Here is a 17,530-nt window from a genome sequence, read left to right as displayed (position 1 = left end):
CTCCTTAACCGAAGCGGCCGGTGATATAGTCCTCGGTACGCTTGTCACGGGGATTAGTGAACAGCTCGGTGGTTGGCCCGTATTCAACCAACGTCCCAGAACGATCGTCGTCGACCATCATGAAGGCTGTCATGTCGGAGACGCGGGCCGCCTGCTGCATATTGTGCGTGACGATGACGATAGTATATGTGCAGGCCAGGGTGCGCATCAAATCCTCGATCTTAAGTGTGGCGATCGGATCCAGGGCTGAGCAGGGCTCGTCCATGAGGATGACCTCCGGCTCCACAGCCAGTACCCGGGCGATGCAGACGCGCTGCTGCTGGCCGCCGGAAATGGACAGACCGGACTGCCCCAGTTTATCCTTGACCTCATCCCAGATGGCCGCTTGACGCAGACTTTTCTCGACGATCTCTTCCAGCACGTGCTTCTTGCGAATACCGTGTCGCCGTGGCCCGTAGGCAACATTGTCGAAGATGGACATGGGAAAAGGATTGGGCTTTTGGAAAACCATGCCGACGCGCTTCCTGAGTTCCACTACGTCGACGTCCCTGCGGAAGATGTCCACGCCGTCGAATTCCATCAAGCCCTCGGTGCGGGCAGATGGGATGAGATCGTTCATGCGGTTGAACTGCCGCAGCAGCGACGACTTGCCGCAGCCCGAAGGGCCGATGATGGCGGTAATGCCGCAGGCCGGGATGTCTAGAGTCACATCCTTGAGCGCCCGGAAGTGACCGTAATAAAGGTTGACTTTTTCGGCTCGCAGTTTGCCGGTTCCGGGGGCGCAACCGCAGGCGATAGGTTCTTTTTCGGTGGTTATCGAAGGCCTCACGTCCATATGATTACCTCTTGCGGGTCTTTATACGTATAACGGCGACCAATATATTGAACAATAACACCATAGCCACCAGCACAAGGGCTACCCCCCACATCACCTCCCGCGGCATGCCTGGGACATGGGCCGAGACAGTATAGAGGTGGTAGGGCAGGGCCATGAAACGGTCAAAGGGCGAGGTCGGCAGGTTGGGCACCAGAAAGGCAGCACCGACAACAAGTATCGGCGCTGTCTCTCCGGCGGCCCGACTCATGGCTAGAATGGCGCCGGTCAGAATACCAGGCGAGGCTTCCGGAAGTACGGCATGGCGGATGGTCTGCCACCTGGAGACACCGATGGCCAGAGACCCGTCTCGATATTCCTTTGGCACGGCGATGATAGCCTCTCTGGAGGTTGTAATGGTCATGGCCAGTGCCTGTGCTGCCAGGGTCAAAGAAGCGGCGATGAGCGAAAGGCCCATATCGAGAGCCAATACAAAGACGGCCAAGCCGAACAGGCCGAAGACGATCGACGGCACGCCGGCCAGATTGATAATGGCCAGGTTGATCAGCCGGGTCAGCCAGTTGTCCCGCGCATATTCGGAAAGGTAGATGCCGGCCATAACGCCGATAGGCAGGGCGATGAGGATGGTTCCCAGCATCAGGTAGGCTGTGCCCACGATAGCCGGCAGGATGCCGCCAGCCCTGCCGGCCTGTGACGGCGCCTGGCTGATGAATTCCCAGGAGATGACGCTGTAGCCGGAAGCCACCATGTAAATGATGATGAGGATGATCGGCACGACGACGGCCAGCATGGCCCCAAACAACAGGCTCATCGCCGTTTTCTGGGTAAGTTGCCTTGATCGCAGGTTTGATGTCATCGTCGTGTCGTCGTCAACATTCTAATTCCTGGCGAACTTGCGCTTCTGGGCATTGAGGACGTGAGCGGCAATGAAATTGACCAATAGGGTTAGCATGAACAGCACCAGGCCGATAGCGAACAGGGCTTTGTACACCGGACCGCCGACCACCGCATTGCCGATGCCGGAAGCCACGGCAGCAGTCATCGGCATCATCGGTGTGAAGGGATTGTTCGGCACTGCCAGCGCGCCGCCGGCCACCATCAGCACCGTCATCGTTTCGCCGATGGCTCGGCCTACGCCGAGCATGATTGCCGCCGAGACGCCGGACAAAGCCGAGGGCAGACAGACGTGCCAGATGGTCTCCCACTTGGTGGCTCCCAAGCCATAAGACGCCTGACGGTACTCGTCCGGCACCGCCCGCAAGGCGTCTTCAGACACCGAGACGATGACTGGCAGGCTCATCATGGCCAGCATGATGCCAGCGGTAAAGCCGGTCAATCCGGTATTGAGGCCGAGGGTGTTCTGCACCCAAGGCGAAAGGAGTAACAGCCCGATAAAGCCCATGACCACCGACGGGAAGCCGGAGAGCAGCTCGACCAGCGGTTTGACCAGATCTGAGACCCTGCGCGGCGCCACTTCTGCCAGGTAGATTGCACAGCCGACCCCTATGGGCACGGCCAGGACGGTGGACACGCCGGTAACCCACAGTGTAGCCACAAAAAACTGGCGGATACCCAGCACCGGCGGTTCGGAAAAGGGCAGCCAGCGGTCCCCTGTGAGAAATTCCCAGGGTGAGGTCTGGAACAAGGCCGGTAAACCCTGCTGCAGCAGGATTGCAAAGACGCCCACAAGAACAACGATGGCCAGGAGGCCGGTGAAGCGTATGGCCAACTCAGTCACCTGCTCTAAAGGGCGACGGCGTTTGCGCAAACTGGCGGCGGTGCCGGCATATAAGTCGACTGGAGTAATAGCCACTCTAGGCGGACCCCGTTGTCGCAGCCGGGAAATCGTCGGCCAGCCCGGATATCGGCTGTTTTTTACCATCGCGATCGACACTGACGAAGGTGATACGAGTTTCGAACAGGATGGTCTCCGGGCAGGCATGGCGCCGGGTGCCGAAAACCTTGACCTTGTACTGCACTGACGTGTTACCCAGGCGGGCACGTTCGATATCAAAGCGGATAATCTCACCGCCGGCTACCGGGTGGTGGAAAGCCACGTTGTCCAAGGCGATAGTGACCAGGCGGTTGCCAGGGAACTCTTGGTTGGCGGTGATGTATGCGAACTCGTCAATCCATTTCAGCATATTGCCGCCGAATAGGAAGCCGTCGTGATTCAGGTGCTCCGGCAAAATAAGTTTATAGTGATCCACTCGCCCTCGGAAGATCTAAAATTGAAACCAGCCAATTATAACACCCGGCGCCGATGCTTTCACCGGCAAATGCGCGGGCTGCCGCTAGGGGAAGCGGCAGCCCGCAAAGATCGGATGGCTCTTACTTCAGCGCGACGAAGCCTTCTTCTTCGACAATTTTCTGGCCAGCTGTCGAAAGGGCGTAGTCGATGAAGGCCTTAGTCAAACCCGTAGGTTCACCGGCGGTGTAGTAGTAAAGGTATCGGGAGATAGGGTAGCTACCGTCCTTGGCGGTGGCCAATGTCGGAGCTACGGCGGGGGACTCGGCGGTCTTCTTGATAGTCAGTGTCTTAACAGCGCTGGTGACATATCCCAGACCTGAGTAGAAGATGGCGTTGGCATTCTGAGCTACCTGAGTGATGCCGACCTCGGTTGAAGGCAGCAATTGGGCGCTGGTGGAATACTGCAGGGTCTTGTCCTGCTTGCCAGCAATCAGTTTCTGGACAACCTCCTCCAGGAAGTAGGCATAGGTGCCTGAGTTGGTGTCACGGGACAGGATCACAATGGGGGCTTTGTTGCCACCGACCTGGCTCCAGTTAGTGACCTTGCCGGTATAGATATCGGAAAGTTGTTCGATGGTGAGGGTATTAACCGGGTTTGAGGGATGGACGACGACGGAAAGGGCATCAAGGGCTACCTTTGTTTCCACCACGGTTACGCCATTAGCTTTAGCCTGATCGATCTCGGACTGCTTGATGGGCCGTGAGGACTGGGCAAAGGTAGTAGTCTTATTGATCAGGGCGGCGATGCCTGCCGAAGAACCGGGACCGGCAACCGTGATGTTGACGTTTTTGTGGAGTTTCATGAACTCCTCGGCCCAGCGGGTGCTAACCGGGGTAACGGTATTCGATCCGATGATGTCCAGAGTCCCGGATAACGTGTCCACAGTGCCGGTGGGGGAGGTGGTTTGGGCACCTCCGTTGCTCTCGCCGCAGCCGGCTAGGCCTGCGGTCAGAGCCAACACCGCTACCAGCGGTAGGACCAACCATTTCTTGAAACCAGTTGTTTTCAATTCATTCTCCTATTTTTTTATTTTTACAGGGCCGAGACGACCCCGGTTAAGAAACGCGATCTTACGGATAGTTCCCCGATGATCTCGGGATGTTCGAATATCAGGTGGAGCACCGCCTCGGCGGTGGTCAGGTTGGTAGCCAGCGGCACGTTGTGGACGTCACAAACTCGTAAGAGGGCAGTGACGTCGGGTTCGTGGGGCTGAACGGTCAGCGGGTCCCGCAGGAAGATGACCGCCTTGACCACGCCAGAAGCGACCAGAGAGCCAATCTGCTGGTCGCCGCCCATGGGGCCTGATTGCATCAGAGTGACAGCCAGATCGGTGCGGGCCTGGATCAAGAGGCCAGTGGAGCGGGTAGCCACAAGGGACAGTCGGGAAAGCTCATCCCGATGGTCCTTAACCAGGGACAGCATCTCTTCTTTCTTGTTGTCGTGGGCAATCAGAGCCAGTGTGATGTTAGGTGCCATATTCACCTCCTTCGTCTGTGTTCATACTTCTCTTCATCATATGGTCACAGTATAGACCCTGTACTTTAAAGCGCCTTTAAGGCAAGATTAAAGATTTGTTAAAGATTTTGGTAATTAGTAGCGCATGGCAGTTCGCCGAACAGAAGGAGAACGAGCTAATTACCTGTGTGAATAAACAGAGTCACCAGAGCGGTCTGGATAACCGATAAATGCCATGGGAAAGCGTGTGGTTAACGAAACCAGGTGGGAGCTAAAAGCCCACATCACGGCTATTAACGGATTGACGGAACGGCTATCCAGGCAGGGTGAACGTGAACTTTGCGCCTTTCCCCGGATAACTCTCAGCGCGGATATCGCCGCCGTGGGCCTGGATGATATGCTTGGCAATAGCCAAACCGAGGCCGGTACCGCCGCCAGAACGAGCCTTGTCCGCTTTGTAGAAACGCTCGAAGATGCGCGGGAGGTCGTCTGGCGAGATACCGACGCCGGTGTCTTTGACCGAAATCTCGACACCAACGGGTGTGGTCGCGGCAGTCACGGTGATTTTCCCGCCGGGCAGGGTGAACTTGATGGCGTTGTGTATTAGATTGACCAGCACCTGCTCGATACGGTCGGCGTCGGCGGGCACCGGTTTCAAGCCCGGCACCGTCTCGACGGAAAGGGCGAGTTCAGCCCGGTCGGCTTGGGGCCGCAACCGCTTGACAACCTTCTCGATAAACGGGACGATATCCAGAGACTTTTTCACCAGGGGGGATTCGCCGCTTTCGATACGCGAAAGCTCGCCTAACTCCCGTACCATCTGGGTTAGTTTATCGGTCTCCACCTCGATGCGGCCGAGGAAGTCGGCGGCAACTGCCGGGTCATCGCAGGCGCCGGCTTTCAAGGTTTCGGCTAGCAATTTCAAAGATGCCAGCGGGGTACGCAGCTCGTGCGAGATGTTAGCCACAAAGTCACGGCGCACCCGTTCCAGGCGTTTGATCTCGGTCAGGTCGCGGATGACCATAGCCGCCCCGGGCTCGCCGGGCAGCGGAGACACGGTTACGTCGTAAACGCGGCGGCCTGGCCGAACTTCAATGGTGCCCTCTTGCCGGCTGCCGCTCGAGAGGCATTTTTTGAGCAGGGAGTCGAATTCGTGATCGCGTACCGCCTCGATAAAGGTGCGTCCGACAGCCTTCTCTTTAAGATGGAACATCCTCTCGGCTGCCTGGTTGAGGTGGACGATCTCGCCGTGTCGGTCAACCATAATGATGGCATCGGCTACGCTTTGAAGCATCAGCTCCAGGTGGGAGAGTTCGGCAGTGGCCTGCCGCATCCGGTCGCCGACGCGCTTGGCCATTTCGTTGAAGGCGTGCTTGACATCAGCCAGTTCACCAATGGCTACCAGGCGCACCTTGTCCGGCGATTCCCCGCCGCCCAGCTTCTTCATTGCCACCTCAAGTTCAACCTCGTCGTCGCTCATCGAGGGTACCTGGAGGTAAATAACCACCGACACCCCCAATGCCGCAATGGTACCGGCAATGAGCAACGTCAGGTCGTAGCCTCTCACCGCGCCAACCGCCAGGAAGACGGCAGCCAGGGTGAGCGCGGCGGAGATGATCAGGCGGCGGACGGATTGGTCTGTCATCAGCCCTCGAATTTGTAGCCCAGACCGCGTACCGTCACCAGGTGCTTCGGCCGGGACGGTTCGACTTCGATTTTTTGCCGCAGCCAGCGTACGTGGACATCGACAGTACGGGAGTCGCCGGGATAATCCGGACCCCAGACGCGGTCAAGCAGAGTGTCGCGAGAGAAGGCCAGCCCACGGTTGGTCATGAAGAAACTTAAAAGGTCGAACTCCCGGGGAGTGACATCAACCGCTTGGCCGCCGACAGACAACCGATGGCGCGCCTGGTCAATTTCGATGCCGCCCGCCTTGAGCACCAAACCCTCAGGCTGCGATACCGCGTCCAGGCGGGCCAGATCGCCACGACGCAGCATCGCTTTGACTCGGGCTAAAAGCTCACGCATAGAGAATGGCTTGGTGAGATAGTCGTCGGCGCCCAATTCCAGTCCAAGAACCTTGTCAATCTCTTCACTGCGGGCAGTCAGAATCAGAACCGGAGTCGAGAACTCCCGCCTCAACAGCCGGGTCAGTTCGAAACCGTCCATACCCGGCAACATGACGTCCATAATCACGGCGTCGGGCTTTTCGCGGCGGATTAACTCCAGTCCGGCAACGCCGTCGGCGGCGGTGAAAACAGCAAACCCCTCTCGGATCAGGTTGTATTTCACCAATTCGGCGAGGGTTCGGTCGTCCTCGATGACGATGATTGTAGACATATAATCAGTATACGAATTCTGCTCAAAGGCAACAACTACCCTCCCGTGAACTTGCCAATAAGGCTCTGAAACACGTATCATTGCCCCATGTACCGCCGATACCAGAGACCGTTCTACCAGGACCCCCTGTTTGTCCTCATCGGCTTGAATGTCGTATTTTTCTTATTGACGACCGGTTCCGACGCTCTCCTTGTTCGTTTAGCTATAAGCCCGGCTACCTTCTTATCCGAGCCATGGACGGCGGTCACCAGTATGTTCGTCCATGCCGGCCTTTCCCATCTACTGTTCAACATGCTGGCACTGTACTTTTTCGGCAATTACCTCTCCCAGATTGTCGGAGAACGGCAAATGCTGGCAATTTATTTCGTCGGTGGTATCGTCGGAAGTTTGTTTTTTTGGATCCTGGGGCCATCAAACGGCCTGGCGGTCGGCGCTTCCGGGGCAATCTTCGCCCTGGGAGGCGCTTTGGCGGTGCTGCGCCCAATGACAAAGGTCATCATTTTTCCGATACCCATCCCCCTGCCCCTCTGGGTCGCGGTTATCGGCGGTGGACTGTTGATCTCATTGGCGGCCAATGTTGCCTGGGAATCTCACCTCGGCGGCTTGGTGACAGGCATCGCCGCCGGGCTGGTAAACCGAAGCCGTCTGCGGCTTTAAAATACCAGAAATAATCCTTGCCATTATTGTCGCCTGAGTCTATACTCTTCCTAATATGCCTGTAAAAATTCTTATTGCCGATGACCAGCCCCAGATCCGCAACCTAGTAAAAAGCATGCTTTCGGAATATCTGGTTCTCCAGGCCTCTTCCGGCGAGGAGGCGTTAAGAGTCGTCCGGGAATCGCAGCCGGATCTGGTGATTATGGATATCCTGATGCCAGGGATGGACGGTTTGACCGCCTGCAGTCAGATTAAAGCGGATCCAGCTACTGCAGAGATTCCGGTACTCGTATTGACTATCATCGACCATGACCTTAATCGGCGGTTTGCCAACAATCTGGGAGCCGACGGGTACGTCACCAAACCTTTCACCGCCGAACAACTTCGGCAGGCCGTGGTCCGTCATCTCAAACCTGCAGAGAAAACCGGCCCGGCAGTATAAAAACATGCCGGTAGTGCCACCAATTCCAATCCGGAACTAACGAACACCCAATCCGGGACTTCTCTTCAGCTCTTTTCTGAATTTTCCAGGCTCTGCAATAAACCTTCAGCCCTCTTCAGCGGCAAACCGTGTCTGTAAATATCAGCCCACGGGTCCGCGCGATTTGCTAAAAGGTCGAAAATATTCTCGATATTGAATTGTGCTGGTTTGATGTCGGCGTTGGATAATTCTCCCCAGGTGATTGGCGCAGCTACCGGGGCGCCTTCCCTTGCACGCACTGAATAAGGCGCCACCGCAGTTTGAGCGAAATGATTGCGGTTGGTATCGATAAAAATACGATTTCCTCTTTTAGCTTTGGATATCTCGACTGTGGTTTCATCCGGGTGCTTCCGCTGGTATAACCCGGCCACGCGGTCAGCGAAGCTGTTAACCAGGCCAAAGTCCCAGCTCCGGTCCAACGGTACGGCGAGGTGCACCCCGCGGCTGCCGGTGAGTTTGACGTAACACTTCAAATCAAGCCCCTCTAGCAGCGCCCGCATTTGAAGCGCCGTCTTCTTAACCATCCCGAAATCATCGGCCGGAGGGTCCAGGTCAAAAACCAGCAAATCGGGATTGTGGGGTTTATCGGCGCGGGCCAGCGAAGTATGAATGACAATCACGGCCTGCTGGGCAAAGTAGACCAAGTCCGCCGCCGAGTCTGCCGAAGCATAGTCGACAATATCCTTGACCCCGAGCGGTATCCTTTTAATCCATTCCGGGTACGCGGAGGGGGCCTGTTTTTGATAAAAACCTTCGGCGTTGATGCCGTCGGGAAAACGCTGAAACGATAACGGGCGATCCTTGATATGGGGCAGCATCACCGGAGCAATTTTTAAGTAGTACCGGATCAACTCCCCTTTGCTGATGCCCGGGAACAGCGCTTTTTCAAGATTAGTGAGTTCTATACGATGGCTGCCAACGGTGGTTTTTATTTTATTCGACATGGACCTGTTGTCACCTGCGACTGGCGATCCCTCAAAGGGTGGTACCGCAGCCGTATTTTCCGAAACTCTCGTCGCTCGGGAGTGCTAACCAGATCAACTCAATCTACCGTTTTAATAATCAAGGATTACGGCCGATTGCGCTTCAAACGGCAGCGCGATTACAATCGGTTGATTGACTCTATCCAGTACCATGATCATGGTCATCTTCATTTTCATTCCCTGGACATCAATCTCGATGACCATATCGGTTTTAACAGTCACATAGGTCGTTGTATCGACCCAGAAAGTAACCTCAAGCTGCTTGAAAGCATGGGCTGGGTCAGCAATGCCCATGTCGGCCAGGTTGCTGCCTGAAGCATCTAGATATGCCATGAAATTAACCAGGTCGGGCGTTATCTTAACCTTGAAGCAGGTTTTGCCGCCGACCTCTTCCGTCCCGACTATCGTCAAAGATGCCTGGTTAAGCAATATTTGATATTGCTTTCCGAGGTCCTGAGAAAGCCACATGTCCTGGAAGTCGGATGAAGGCAGGACAACCTTGTACCATACGTTGGCTTGGAGTTGACCGTCCGGGACGTTTACCTTGATGTATTCTGTATCGTTGATAATATACATCTGGGTGGTGACGCCAGCGGTGTTCATGTCAACGAACACTTTTTTGCTGGCGATATCGACTGCCATTGAAGCCGTGATGTCAAAGTCCATCACCATCCCGGCCAAAGACATGTTCATCACTGTCGTCAGCTTGCCCTCATAGCTGGTTAACGACGATGAAGTGGCAGTGATTGATTTAAGAATAGTTTCCGGAGTCGGGGTTACCGGTGGGGGAGTAGTTTGAGGAACCGTCTGATTTGGCGCAGACACGCTGGCACTCAGGTCTGGTTGATCAGGGTTCGCAGTTCCTGCCCCGCCGTCTCCGCCGCAGGCTGCCGCCGACAGAACCACATATATAACCAGGAGAGTATCCAGGAATTTTGATTTCCTCATTTCATCCTCGAAAAGAGTCTCTTGGAGGCTTTCCTCCTACTTTGGGTTTTCCCCCCGCTTAGCTATGACTTCTTCTATCTTCTCAATGAGCGTTTTGGTTTTGAAGGGCTTTCCCAAATAGCCGTCGGCGCCGGTTTCAAGAGCAAATCCTCCGATATCATCCCTAGCGGTGAAAACGACCACCGGAATATCGGAAAAATCACGCAGCTTTGTCAGAATGTCGAATCCAGTGACCGGAGTCATAAACAAATCCAGCAGAACTAAATCCGAATGCCCGTCGCGGACCGCCGCAAGGGCTTCCTCGCCGTCGGAGGTCCCCTTTGCCCTGAATCCGGCAATTTCGAGCCCGGCGCAGACATACTGCAGTATTGCTTCGTCATCGTCTACCACCAGAATCCTGATGGCTGGTTGATCGTTGGAGTTCAAGCTCACCCGCCCCCATTTCCGGCAACCATTGTAGCACTTCGTCCAGTCTCGGGCGACCGTTTGCCGGAAATGTACAGCTAAATTGCCATTCTGGCAGAATTGTCGCGGAGCCACTGCCGCATTTCTTTGTAACGGGGCACAAACTGCCCGAGAAAATGCCAGAAATCACGGCCGTGCCCCCGAAACTTCAAATGCGCCATCTCATGAACAACGATATAGTCGATAATATCCGGCGGTGCCATGACAAGTCGCCAGTTGAAATTTAATGCTCCTCTGATACCGCAGGAACCCCACCGCTGCCGCGCGCCGGTAATGCGCAGACCGCTGGGCCGGCAGCCCATCTCTGAGACACGTCGTTCGATGTTCTTTGTAATTACTTTCCAGGCCTGAACCCGATACCAGTCTTCTATTAGCTCTCTTGCTTGGGATTCCTTCGTTCTTGGCAGCTGAATGCGGCCATCAAAGTCAATTTTCGAGATACCCGCGTCAACGAAATGAAGGCGGCAGGTTTGCCCCAAGAAAAGAAATTCTTCGCCCTCGACACAGCTTTTTGGTTCCGCCCGCGGCCTTTTAGCTATCTCCGCCTGTTTGAGGGCGATCCAATCTGCATGGCGCTTAACAAAATCAGCAATCAGCGCCGACAGTATGCGTCTCGGGGCGCGAACCACAACTGCCCCATCGGCTTTAATTTCAACCGCCATCGTCCGCCGGTTGGAACGAATCAACAGATAACCGCTTGACCCAGCGCCTGCTATACTCACCGGTATCGGCATCCGTGTCTAGGATTCATTCGAATCATGACACCTGGATTCCGAGATCCTTCGAACGTTGAAACGGCAACCGTCTCCGCCCGGATCAAGCGACTCTAGCGACGACAAACAGAGTGCCGGGGCCGGCATGAGCGCCCAGCGCCGCCCCCAGCCGGGAAATGATAATCTTTTCCCGGGGGAATAATGCCCCAAGGCGATCTGCCAGGTTGCTTGCTTCTTCAGGGGTGGTCGTGTGGACCACCGCTAGGTCCTCGAGTTTGCCCAGGCTACCTGCCCATTCAACCAAGCGTTCAATGCCTTTCGCCCGGCTGCGCACCTGCCCGGCCGGATGCATCTCGCCGTCTTTGACCGTGAGCACTGGTTTGACTGACAGGATAGAACCGACCAGTGCTTTGGCTTTTCCGATGCGCCCGCCCGCGGCAAGGTACTTTAAAGTATCGAAAATGCCCAGCAGCCTGACCTGTGGAATGGCATCGTTGACGGCGGTTGAAATCTCCTCGATGCTGGCGCCGCCTTTAGCCAGGCGCCCAGCCAGTATGGCCAGCAGACCCAGACCCATTGATACCGAAAGGGTGTCCATCACCTCAAGTACCTGACTGCCGCCGAGCATCTGCTTTGCCTGTAGCGCCGAATCATAAGTTCCGGACAATTTTTTTGAAATGTGAAGCGAGAAAATCCCATCCTTAGCAGGCATTATTTCCTTATAAACGTCCAAAAAATCCTTTGGCGACGGTTGGGAAGTGCTGGGATGCACCGGGTCGCTCTGGAGGCGTGTGTAAAACTGGTCTTCGGTGATCTCGACCCGGTCTTTGAAGACATCTTCGCCGAAGCGCACATACATCGGCACGATCTTGATACCCAATTCCGAAGCGATGGCTGGCGGCAAATCGGCGGTGGTATCGGTCACAACTTTGACTGTCATCAGACGACCCTCCTCAAGATTTTCCGAAACGGCGGCGACCGCAGATATGATAACTTGAATTATCGTTCAAAGTAAAGACTTTCATAACCCTGCTGTAAAAATATTCTCCAATAGTCTTATAATACGTGTGACTCTCGATGATGGCAGGAGTATCAACTATCGCCGGACAGATCGCCGTTGTCACCGCTGCCTATTTTATCGGGGCTTTCCCACATCTGCTGATTCTCGCCCGGTTGCACCGGCTAAGTACCGAAGGCGATCTTCATATCTCCCTTTGGCAGAAAGCCGGGCCGGGATGGGGTCTATTTGCTACCGCTGTCGATGTTTTAAAGGGCATTATCACTATCGTCATCGCCCGCCTTTTTGGCTTCGACACCGGGACCGTTGTCATCGCGGCATTGGCTGTCACCTGCGGCCAGATGTGGCCGGTTTTTAAGAGGTTCGATGGAGAAAAAGGGAATACCACCGGTTTCGGCGCCGCGGTCGCTCTGTCAATTGTCCCGGCGCTTGTATCCCTCATCCCGGTGTTTATGGCGATCGGCTTAAAAGCAGCCAAAGCTTTTCGGCTAAAAGATGTCCCTCCCAGCGAGCGCCTCAAAACCGGCGCCGGCCAAAGCGCGGCTCTGCCATTAGGCGTCGCCCTGGCTTTCCTGGCCCTGCCTCTGATTGCCGAAGCGCTCGGGGAATCCCCGGAAATCGTCAACGGGTTTGCCGCACTGTTCGGCTTGATCATGCTGCGGCGCCTCACCGCCGGGCTGTTTCAGGACCTTGCCTCCGGAACATCCCGCTGGAAAATTTTCTGGAGCCGCCTGCTGCTTGACCGCCCGGTGACCCATCCGTAAATAAAGCCGGGGCTTTTGTTATCCATAGTTCAGCCGGTTATAATTTACCATTCCCTGCCCTGATTGACCGGCTTCCTACAAGACACAGGGAAGAACCGACCGGCTATCTATTTACGTCGGCCGTCGTTATGTCTAATAATACGTGCATTTATGACAAAATTCTTCAACATAATCAAACGATTCACCGCCTGGAAGTATGCGTGGCTGGCCGCGGTTTTGATCGGTTCGATGATCCTCCATCTGGGTCTGCTGTGGCACCCCGACGAACTGGTGCTGGACGAGCAATATTATGTCGTTGCCGCCCGTGACTATCTCGTTCAGGGCGATCTCCACCAGCCGGAGCACCCTCCCCTGGCCAAGCTGGTGATTACCGCGGGCATGCAAGTATTCGGTGACAATCCATTCGGCTGGCGTTTTTTCCCAGCCGTATTCGGCACGGGTGCCATTTTTTTCTTCTATCTCATTCTCCGGCAATTCCCGCTGTCCAACGCCGCGGTGAATATCGCGGTTGGACTATTCGCCTTTGAAAACGCCACCTTTTTAATGGCCAGCGTTGCCATGCTGGATATTTTCAACGTCACTTTTATGCTGGCCGGCTTTTGGGCTTACCTCGCCCGTAAATACCCGCTGGCGGTGCTGTTCCTGCTCCTGTCAGCCTTATGCAAACTGACAGGTCTATTTCCGGTAATCGCCATCGCTTCCCACTGGCTAGTTTTCCGGAGAGACAAGGTCCTGGTCCTGGCGATCTCCGGTCTGGCGGCTTACGCCGGTGCCATCCTGGCGGTACCTGGGCTGGAATATCTTCTCACCGACGATTGGAGCAACCCCTTTAGCCGCATCAACCATCTGTTTACCGTGCCGGGTACCATCACCTTTGAAAATTCCAGCCACCCTTCCGCCCTCCATCCCTGGCAATGGGTCCTGGGGTATTACATCATGCCGTTCTGGTGGTCTCCTCAATACTTGTCGGCGGTTACGCCGACAGTCTGGGCGATGACTCTGCCGGGGTTTGTGTGGACCTCCTGGCTAGCCTGGCGCCGCCGGGATGAAACCGCATTCTTCGCCGCTGCTTGGATTTTCGCCACACTAATCGTATGGATCATCCTGGGGGCAATCACCGACCGCATAACTTACATCTTCTATTTTGTCCCGATTGTCGGCGGCGTTCTTTTAGCATTTGCTCTTTTCTTTGATAAAGCCTGGGCTTGGACCACGGAAGCAGCACCTGGAGTCCAAAAATCAATCCCTGCCGGTGCCGATACTGCAAACCTGGAGCCAATAACTGTCAGCTGCGACGAAAACGATATCACCACGAATTCTGAAAGTGAAACCGAGGGAGCCCATCCTGTTTTGACCTCAAAGCCGAAGTGGTGGACAACGGTCCGCCGCCGGAGGTTATTTTTTATCGGAATGGGAATCTTGATCACCGTACACCTGGCTTTTTTTCTGGCCCTTTCACCGTTTACCAACTGGTGGCCGACCAACCCGGGATGAACCTTGCATCAATCTTGAGCATTATGCTATATTTCAAATCTGTCCCGTGGGGCCGTAGTTCACTTGGGAGAACGTTTGACTGGCAGTCAAAAGGTAGAGGGTTCGATCCCCTCCGGCTCCACCAAGCTTATCAATAGGTAGAACCGCGTCATAACCTCCTCCATCGGGTCCAACCACGATGGGGAGTTTGTATCTAACCCTCATAGATTGTCCGTCGGTATTGATCTCCCGGACAAACGACCTGAGGAAAGACTTTCTTTCGGTCAAGCTCGAATCGACTAGTAGTTGGCGCAGGTCTCGGGCTCGCCTCTTGACCGAGTCGACATCAATCAACTCAACCCCGTCTTTATCGATTTCCTTTTCGACCTTGAGACGGCTTTTTTCAAGGTCCGCCTGCCGGCTTCGTAGCTCGCCGATCCGCGGCGCCAGGTCATCGAGCCCGATCCTCCCGGTCTCGAGTGCATCGTACAACCTCACCAGCCTAGCCTTGGTGTCGGCAAGTTCAGCGTCGATAACATCGAGCTGTTCTGTAAGGGCGCTCGAAGTCGACCGGAGCTCCTCATTAGTAAGAAGAGCCATTTTCTCCATGTTCTCATCGGTCAGCACCCGTGTCCGGAGCTCATGGACGACTTGCCGTTCCAGTTTTTCCTTGGGCAGCATCCGCACGTCGCAGGCATCCTTGCCTTGCTTGGCGCCCTTGGAGCACAGATAGTAAAAATGTCGGCCCGATTTGGCGCTGTGGCCGATCATCGCCCCGCCGCAGCGGCAATGGAACAATCCACTGAGCAGGTAGAAGCTCGGAACCGTCCTGGGGTGGGTAACCTCCGGTTTTTTCATCGTCATCTTGTGCTGAACCGATTTGAACACTTTCTGGTCGATCAAACCCGGCCATGCATTTTCCACTCTGACCGGTTTCTCGCCGCAGCGGCGTACCATGCAATCCGGGCGATCTCCCCAAACCAGTGTCCCAGTATAAGCCTCGTTCGATAGTATCTTATAGATTGTGGTCCTGCCCCACCGTTGGCCCCGTTCCGTGCGCAGCCCTTCACCATTTAGAGTCTTGGCGATCTCTTTACAGCCGATGTCTTTCATGGCCATATCAAAGATACGGCGGACTGTCTGGGCGCTGCCCGAGTCTTCGGGATCGGGTTCAAGTTTATTCCTGGTCCGATCGCCGTCTTTTACGTGGACGACGTGAAAGCCATAGGCAGGCTTGCTGCCATTGAAGAAACCTCGTGAAGCGTTTTCGCGCATGCCTCGCCGGATGTCCTGGCCGAGGTTGGCGCTATAAAACTCATCAATTGATTCGATGACGCCTTCGAGAAGCCTCCCGGTCGGGCTGTCATCAACCGGCTCGTTGATCGAGATAACCTCGATGCCTTTATTGCGGAGTAGCGTCTTGTAGGTGATCGAGTCGGCACGGCTCCGGGCAAAGCGGTTAAGCTTCCAAACCAGGATGGCCGAGAAAGGCGGGTTCTTGGCCCTAGCAAGGGCGACCATCTCCTTAAACGCCGGCCGCGAGGCGGTGCGCCCGCTTTCGGCTTCGTCGATGAATTCGCGCACGATCCGGGAATTGGTTTTTGCGGCGTACTCCCTAATCGAACGAATCTGGGCCGAAATCGAGAGGTCGGTGTCCTGCTTGTCTGACGAAACCCGGGCATAAAGGGCGACGTTTTTAATTTCAGTGTCCATCTTTCCCTCCTAAAGATGCTGGAATGACTTCCATTGTGACTGGTTTTAGTACGTCTATTTGAGGTTTGAGAAGGTGGCCGTCGCTAGCCTTCATTACTACCATGGCTACCTTTTCGATCTCGGCGCTATCGACCATGGGTTGAGCCAGAGCGATCAGCCCTCCTTCAAGACGCCAGGCGCGATTCAGAGTAATTTTGTTTGACAGATGAGGCTTTTTGGTTTTCACGGCCCTGTCAACGAGAGAGCCGGGTAACGCCCGCCCGCCCTTTTTGGGGAAGGGTCCGTCGATATCGAAGATGTTTGGGTTCGTTTCTCCGTTCCGGGAGCCCGACCAGTACGTGACTGCCCATTCTTCGCCTTCGGCGTCGTCCGATTCATACAGCGCGCCGTAGAAGAAGACCCGGCCCTCGAACACTTCGCCCATGCGAAGCAATATCTGGGAATAGCTCTTAGAATAAATCCTTGAGAGGCTGATGACATCGAACCCGGTCTGATAGACTCTCTCTCGAAATTCGTCCTCAGGCAACAAGACCGCCGAGGCAAACCGGTTCGCAGCGATGTGGCGGGCACTTGTCCGCAGCGCCTCATATCCCGGTTGGATCTGCCCAAATACTGTCTCCATCATCTCTCTGAGCTCATGAAGGATGGTATTCTCGATGCCGCTGGCCGAATCCTTTGCGCGATAATAGATGTATTTCCGGCCGTCGCATATTTCGTGATAGCCCCTCACATTGCGCGGCATTTTTTCCAATTCTTTGAGACAGATACCGAAACATCCTGCAACCGCTCTCAGCGCCCTCACATTCGTCGGTAGATCTTTTAAATAGAGTTTCCTGAACTCCGCCGCCTTTTGTTCCTCGGTCGACGCCCTGGGACTACCATACATCTTGACCAGGTAGTCGCAGAAACCTTCAAGGTCATTGAGGCTTCTCACGCGCTGCGCCCTGGCAGCAGTTTCTTCCCGGTGGCCTTCTCGTACATTTCGACGATGAAACGCTTTACGTCCGTCGTCAACTCCCCGGTCATGCGGGTGCCGGACTGGTATCGCGGGTCGTTCATGACATAGTTAAAGGCCATCTCCACTTCCTGTTCGTCGCTGAGACTGGCGTCGGCCTCTTCAAGATAACCGGCGGCCTTGAGAAGGTCTCTCAGGGTCACCTGGTAGACCGGCGCCAGGCGCTTCATGAAATCAGGCCCGGGCGGGTTTCTCCGGCCTTGCTCGATCTGGGCGAGGTACGAGTAAGAGATGCCGGTCTTCTGGGCGACGTCCCGAAGTGATAACCGCTGCTTCTGGCGCAACTGTCTGATATATCCGCCGAAATCTGGCATAGACCCTCCTTGTTCACAATCTTAGCACATTCCGGTAACAGTTGCAACATGTTTCTGACATTTATTTTACATTTGTTTTGAGATGAAAGTGACATCCAGCCCTT

Annotated in this window: 19 protein-coding genes, 1 tRNA gene and 1 pseudogene; 5 read left to right on the top strand and 16 right to left on the bottom strand. The window is 55.2% G+C overall.

Features of this window, described 5'->3' with window-relative positions:
- Positions 1–4: 4 nt before the first annotated feature.
- The 8 genes from pstB to DEALK_RS03530 form a co-directional block, all read right to left on the bottom strand.
- Positions 5–835, bottom strand: a complete 831-nt coding sequence (gene pstB / locus DEALK_RS03565) for a phosphate ABC transporter ATP-binding protein PstB (RefSeq protein ID WP_083496336.1) — start codon at positions 833–835, stop codon at positions 5–7.
- Positions 836–839: 4 nt separating this feature from the next.
- On the bottom strand, positions 840–1,646 hold the full coding sequence (gene pstA / locus DEALK_RS03560; protein ID WP_244881578.1) for a phosphate ABC transporter permease PstA: 807 nt from the start codon (positions 1,644–1,646) through the stop codon (positions 840–842).
- Positions 1,647–1,712: 66 nt separating this feature from the next.
- Positions 1,713–2,648, bottom strand: coding sequence for a phosphate ABC transporter permease subunit PstC (pstC, locus tag DEALK_RS03555; protein ID WP_244881577.1), 936 nt, complete (start codon positions 2,646–2,648; stop codon positions 1,713–1,715).
- Between the two features lies 1 nt (position 2,649).
- Complete coding sequence (locus tag DEALK_RS03550) at positions 2,650–3,045, bottom strand: acyl-CoA thioesterase (protein WP_058438770.1); 396 nt, start codon at positions 3,043–3,045, stop codon at positions 2,650–2,652.
- A 121-nt stretch (positions 3,046–3,166) separates the two neighbouring features.
- Positions 3,167–4,096: a PstS family phosphate ABC transporter substrate-binding protein gene (locus DEALK_RS03545; protein ID WP_058438768.1), complete on the bottom strand. Its 930-nt coding sequence runs from the start codon at positions 4,094–4,096 to the stop codon at positions 3,167–3,169.
- Positions 4,097–4,119: 23 nt separating this feature from the next.
- Positions 4,120–4,563 carry a methylglyoxal synthase gene (locus DEALK_RS03540; RefSeq protein WP_058438766.1) on the bottom strand — a complete coding sequence of 148 codons (444 nt, stop codon included), beginning with the start codon at positions 4,561–4,563 and terminating at the stop codon, positions 4,120–4,122.
- Positions 4,564–4,855: 292 nt separating this feature from the next.
- Positions 4,856–6,187 carry a sensor histidine kinase gene (locus DEALK_RS03535; protein WP_058438764.1) on the bottom strand — a complete coding sequence of 444 codons (1,332 nt, stop codon included), beginning with the start codon at positions 6,185–6,187 and terminating at the stop codon, positions 4,856–4,858.
- A complete protein-coding gene (locus DEALK_RS03530; protein ID WP_058438762.1) occupies positions 6,187–6,882 on the bottom strand; it encodes a response regulator transcription factor in 696 nt (231 codons plus the stop codon). Before DEALK_RS03530 ends, DEALK_RS03535 begins: the two co-directional genes overlap by 1 nt.
- A gap of 87 nt (positions 6,883–6,969) precedes the next feature.
- Between DEALK_RS03530 and DEALK_RS03525 the strand changes: the two genes are divergently transcribed.
- Together DEALK_RS03525 and DEALK_RS03520 are read left to right on the top strand one after the other, a co-directional pair.
- Positions 6,970–7,539 (top strand): rhomboid family intramembrane serine protease, encoded by a 570-nt coding sequence (locus tag DEALK_RS03525; protein WP_058438760.1) that lies wholly within the window; start codon positions 6,970–6,972, stop codon positions 7,537–7,539.
- Positions 7,540–7,594: 55 nt separating this feature from the next.
- Entirely contained in the window at positions 7,595–7,981 is a 387-nt protein-coding gene (locus DEALK_RS03520; RefSeq protein WP_058438759.1) for a response regulator, read from the top strand.
- A 65-nt stretch (positions 7,982–8,046) separates the two neighbouring features.
- Here the strand turns inward: DEALK_RS03520 and ligD are convergent, their stop codons facing one another.
- The 5 genes from ligD to DEALK_RS03495 form a co-directional block, all read right to left on the bottom strand.
- On the bottom strand, positions 8,047–8,964 hold the full coding sequence (ligD, locus tag DEALK_RS03515; RefSeq protein ID WP_058438758.1) for a non-homologous end-joining DNA ligase: 918 nt from the start codon (positions 8,962–8,964) through the stop codon (positions 8,047–8,049).
- 111 nt (positions 8,965–9,075) lie between these two features.
- Complete coding sequence (locus tag DEALK_RS03510; RefSeq protein ID WP_133240217.1) at positions 9,076–9,951, bottom strand: hypothetical protein; 876 nt, start codon at positions 9,949–9,951, stop codon at positions 9,076–9,078.
- Between the two features lie 36 nt (positions 9,952–9,987).
- Positions 9,988–10,377, bottom strand: a complete 390-nt coding sequence (locus DEALK_RS03505; protein WP_165802748.1) for a response regulator transcription factor — start codon at positions 10,375–10,377, stop codon at positions 9,988–9,990.
- Positions 10,378–10,454: 77 nt separating this feature from the next.
- Positions 10,455–11,078, bottom strand: a complete 624-nt coding sequence (locus DEALK_RS03500; protein WP_058438755.1) for a M48 family metallopeptidase — start codon at positions 11,076–11,078, stop codon at positions 10,455–10,457.
- A gap of 154 nt (positions 11,079–11,232) precedes the next feature.
- Positions 11,233–12,069, bottom strand: a complete 837-nt coding sequence (locus DEALK_RS03495) for a DegV family protein (RefSeq protein WP_058438753.1) — start codon at positions 12,067–12,069, stop codon at positions 11,233–11,235.
- Positions 12,070–12,206: 137 nt separating this feature from the next.
- Here DEALK_RS03495 and DEALK_RS03490 point away from each other — a divergent pair, with 137 nt between their 5' ends.
- The 3 genes from DEALK_RS03490 (at position 12,207) to DEALK_RS03480 (ending at position 14,529) form a co-directional block, all read left to right on the top strand.
- The gene (locus DEALK_RS03490) at positions 12,207–12,911 is read left to right on the top strand and encodes a glycerol-3-phosphate acyltransferase (RefSeq protein ID WP_058438751.1); all 705 of its coding nucleotides are present in this window, start codon (positions 12,207–12,209) and stop codon (positions 12,909–12,911) included.
- Positions 12,912–13,061: 150 nt separating this feature from the next.
- Positions 13,062–14,405 carry a phospholipid carrier-dependent glycosyltransferase gene (locus DEALK_RS03485; protein ID WP_058438749.1) on the top strand — a complete coding sequence of 448 codons (1,344 nt, stop codon included), beginning with the start codon at positions 13,062–13,064 and terminating at the stop codon, positions 14,403–14,405.
- A gap of 48 nt (positions 14,406–14,453) precedes the next feature.
- Positions 14,454–14,529: transfer RNA gene (locus DEALK_RS03480), tRNA-Ala, on the top strand.
- Between the two features lie 500 nt (positions 14,530–15,029).
- Here DEALK_RS03480 and DEALK_RS10420 read toward each other — a convergent pair.
- The 3 genes and pseudogenes from DEALK_RS10420 to DEALK_RS03460 form a co-directional block, all read right to left on the bottom strand.
- Positions 15,030–16,097 (bottom strand): annotated as a pseudogene (locus DEALK_RS10420) (recombinase family protein); the annotation flags it as partial.
- A complete protein-coding gene (locus DEALK_RS03465) occupies positions 16,087–17,031 on the bottom strand; it encodes an ImmA/IrrE family metallo-endopeptidase (protein ID WP_058438743.1) in 945 nt (314 codons plus the stop codon). The pseudogene DEALK_RS10420 and the gene DEALK_RS03465, both read right to left, overlap by 11 nt.
- The gene (locus tag DEALK_RS03460; protein ID WP_058438741.1) at positions 17,028–17,426 is read right to left on the bottom strand and encodes a helix-turn-helix domain-containing protein; all 399 of its coding nucleotides are present in this window, start codon (positions 17,424–17,426) and stop codon (positions 17,028–17,030) included. Before DEALK_RS03460 ends, DEALK_RS03465 begins: the two co-directional genes overlap by 4 nt.
- Positions 17,427–17,530 lie beyond the last annotated feature (104 nt).

This window comes from Dehalogenimonas alkenigignens, assembly GCF_001466665.1.
Lineage (GTDB): Bacteria > Chloroflexota > Dehalococcoidia > Dehalococcoidales > Dehalococcoidaceae > Dehalogenimonas > Dehalogenimonas alkenigignens.
The sequence above is the reverse complement of the archived record's forward strand: the minus strand, read 5'-3'. Positions and strand labels throughout refer to the sequence as shown.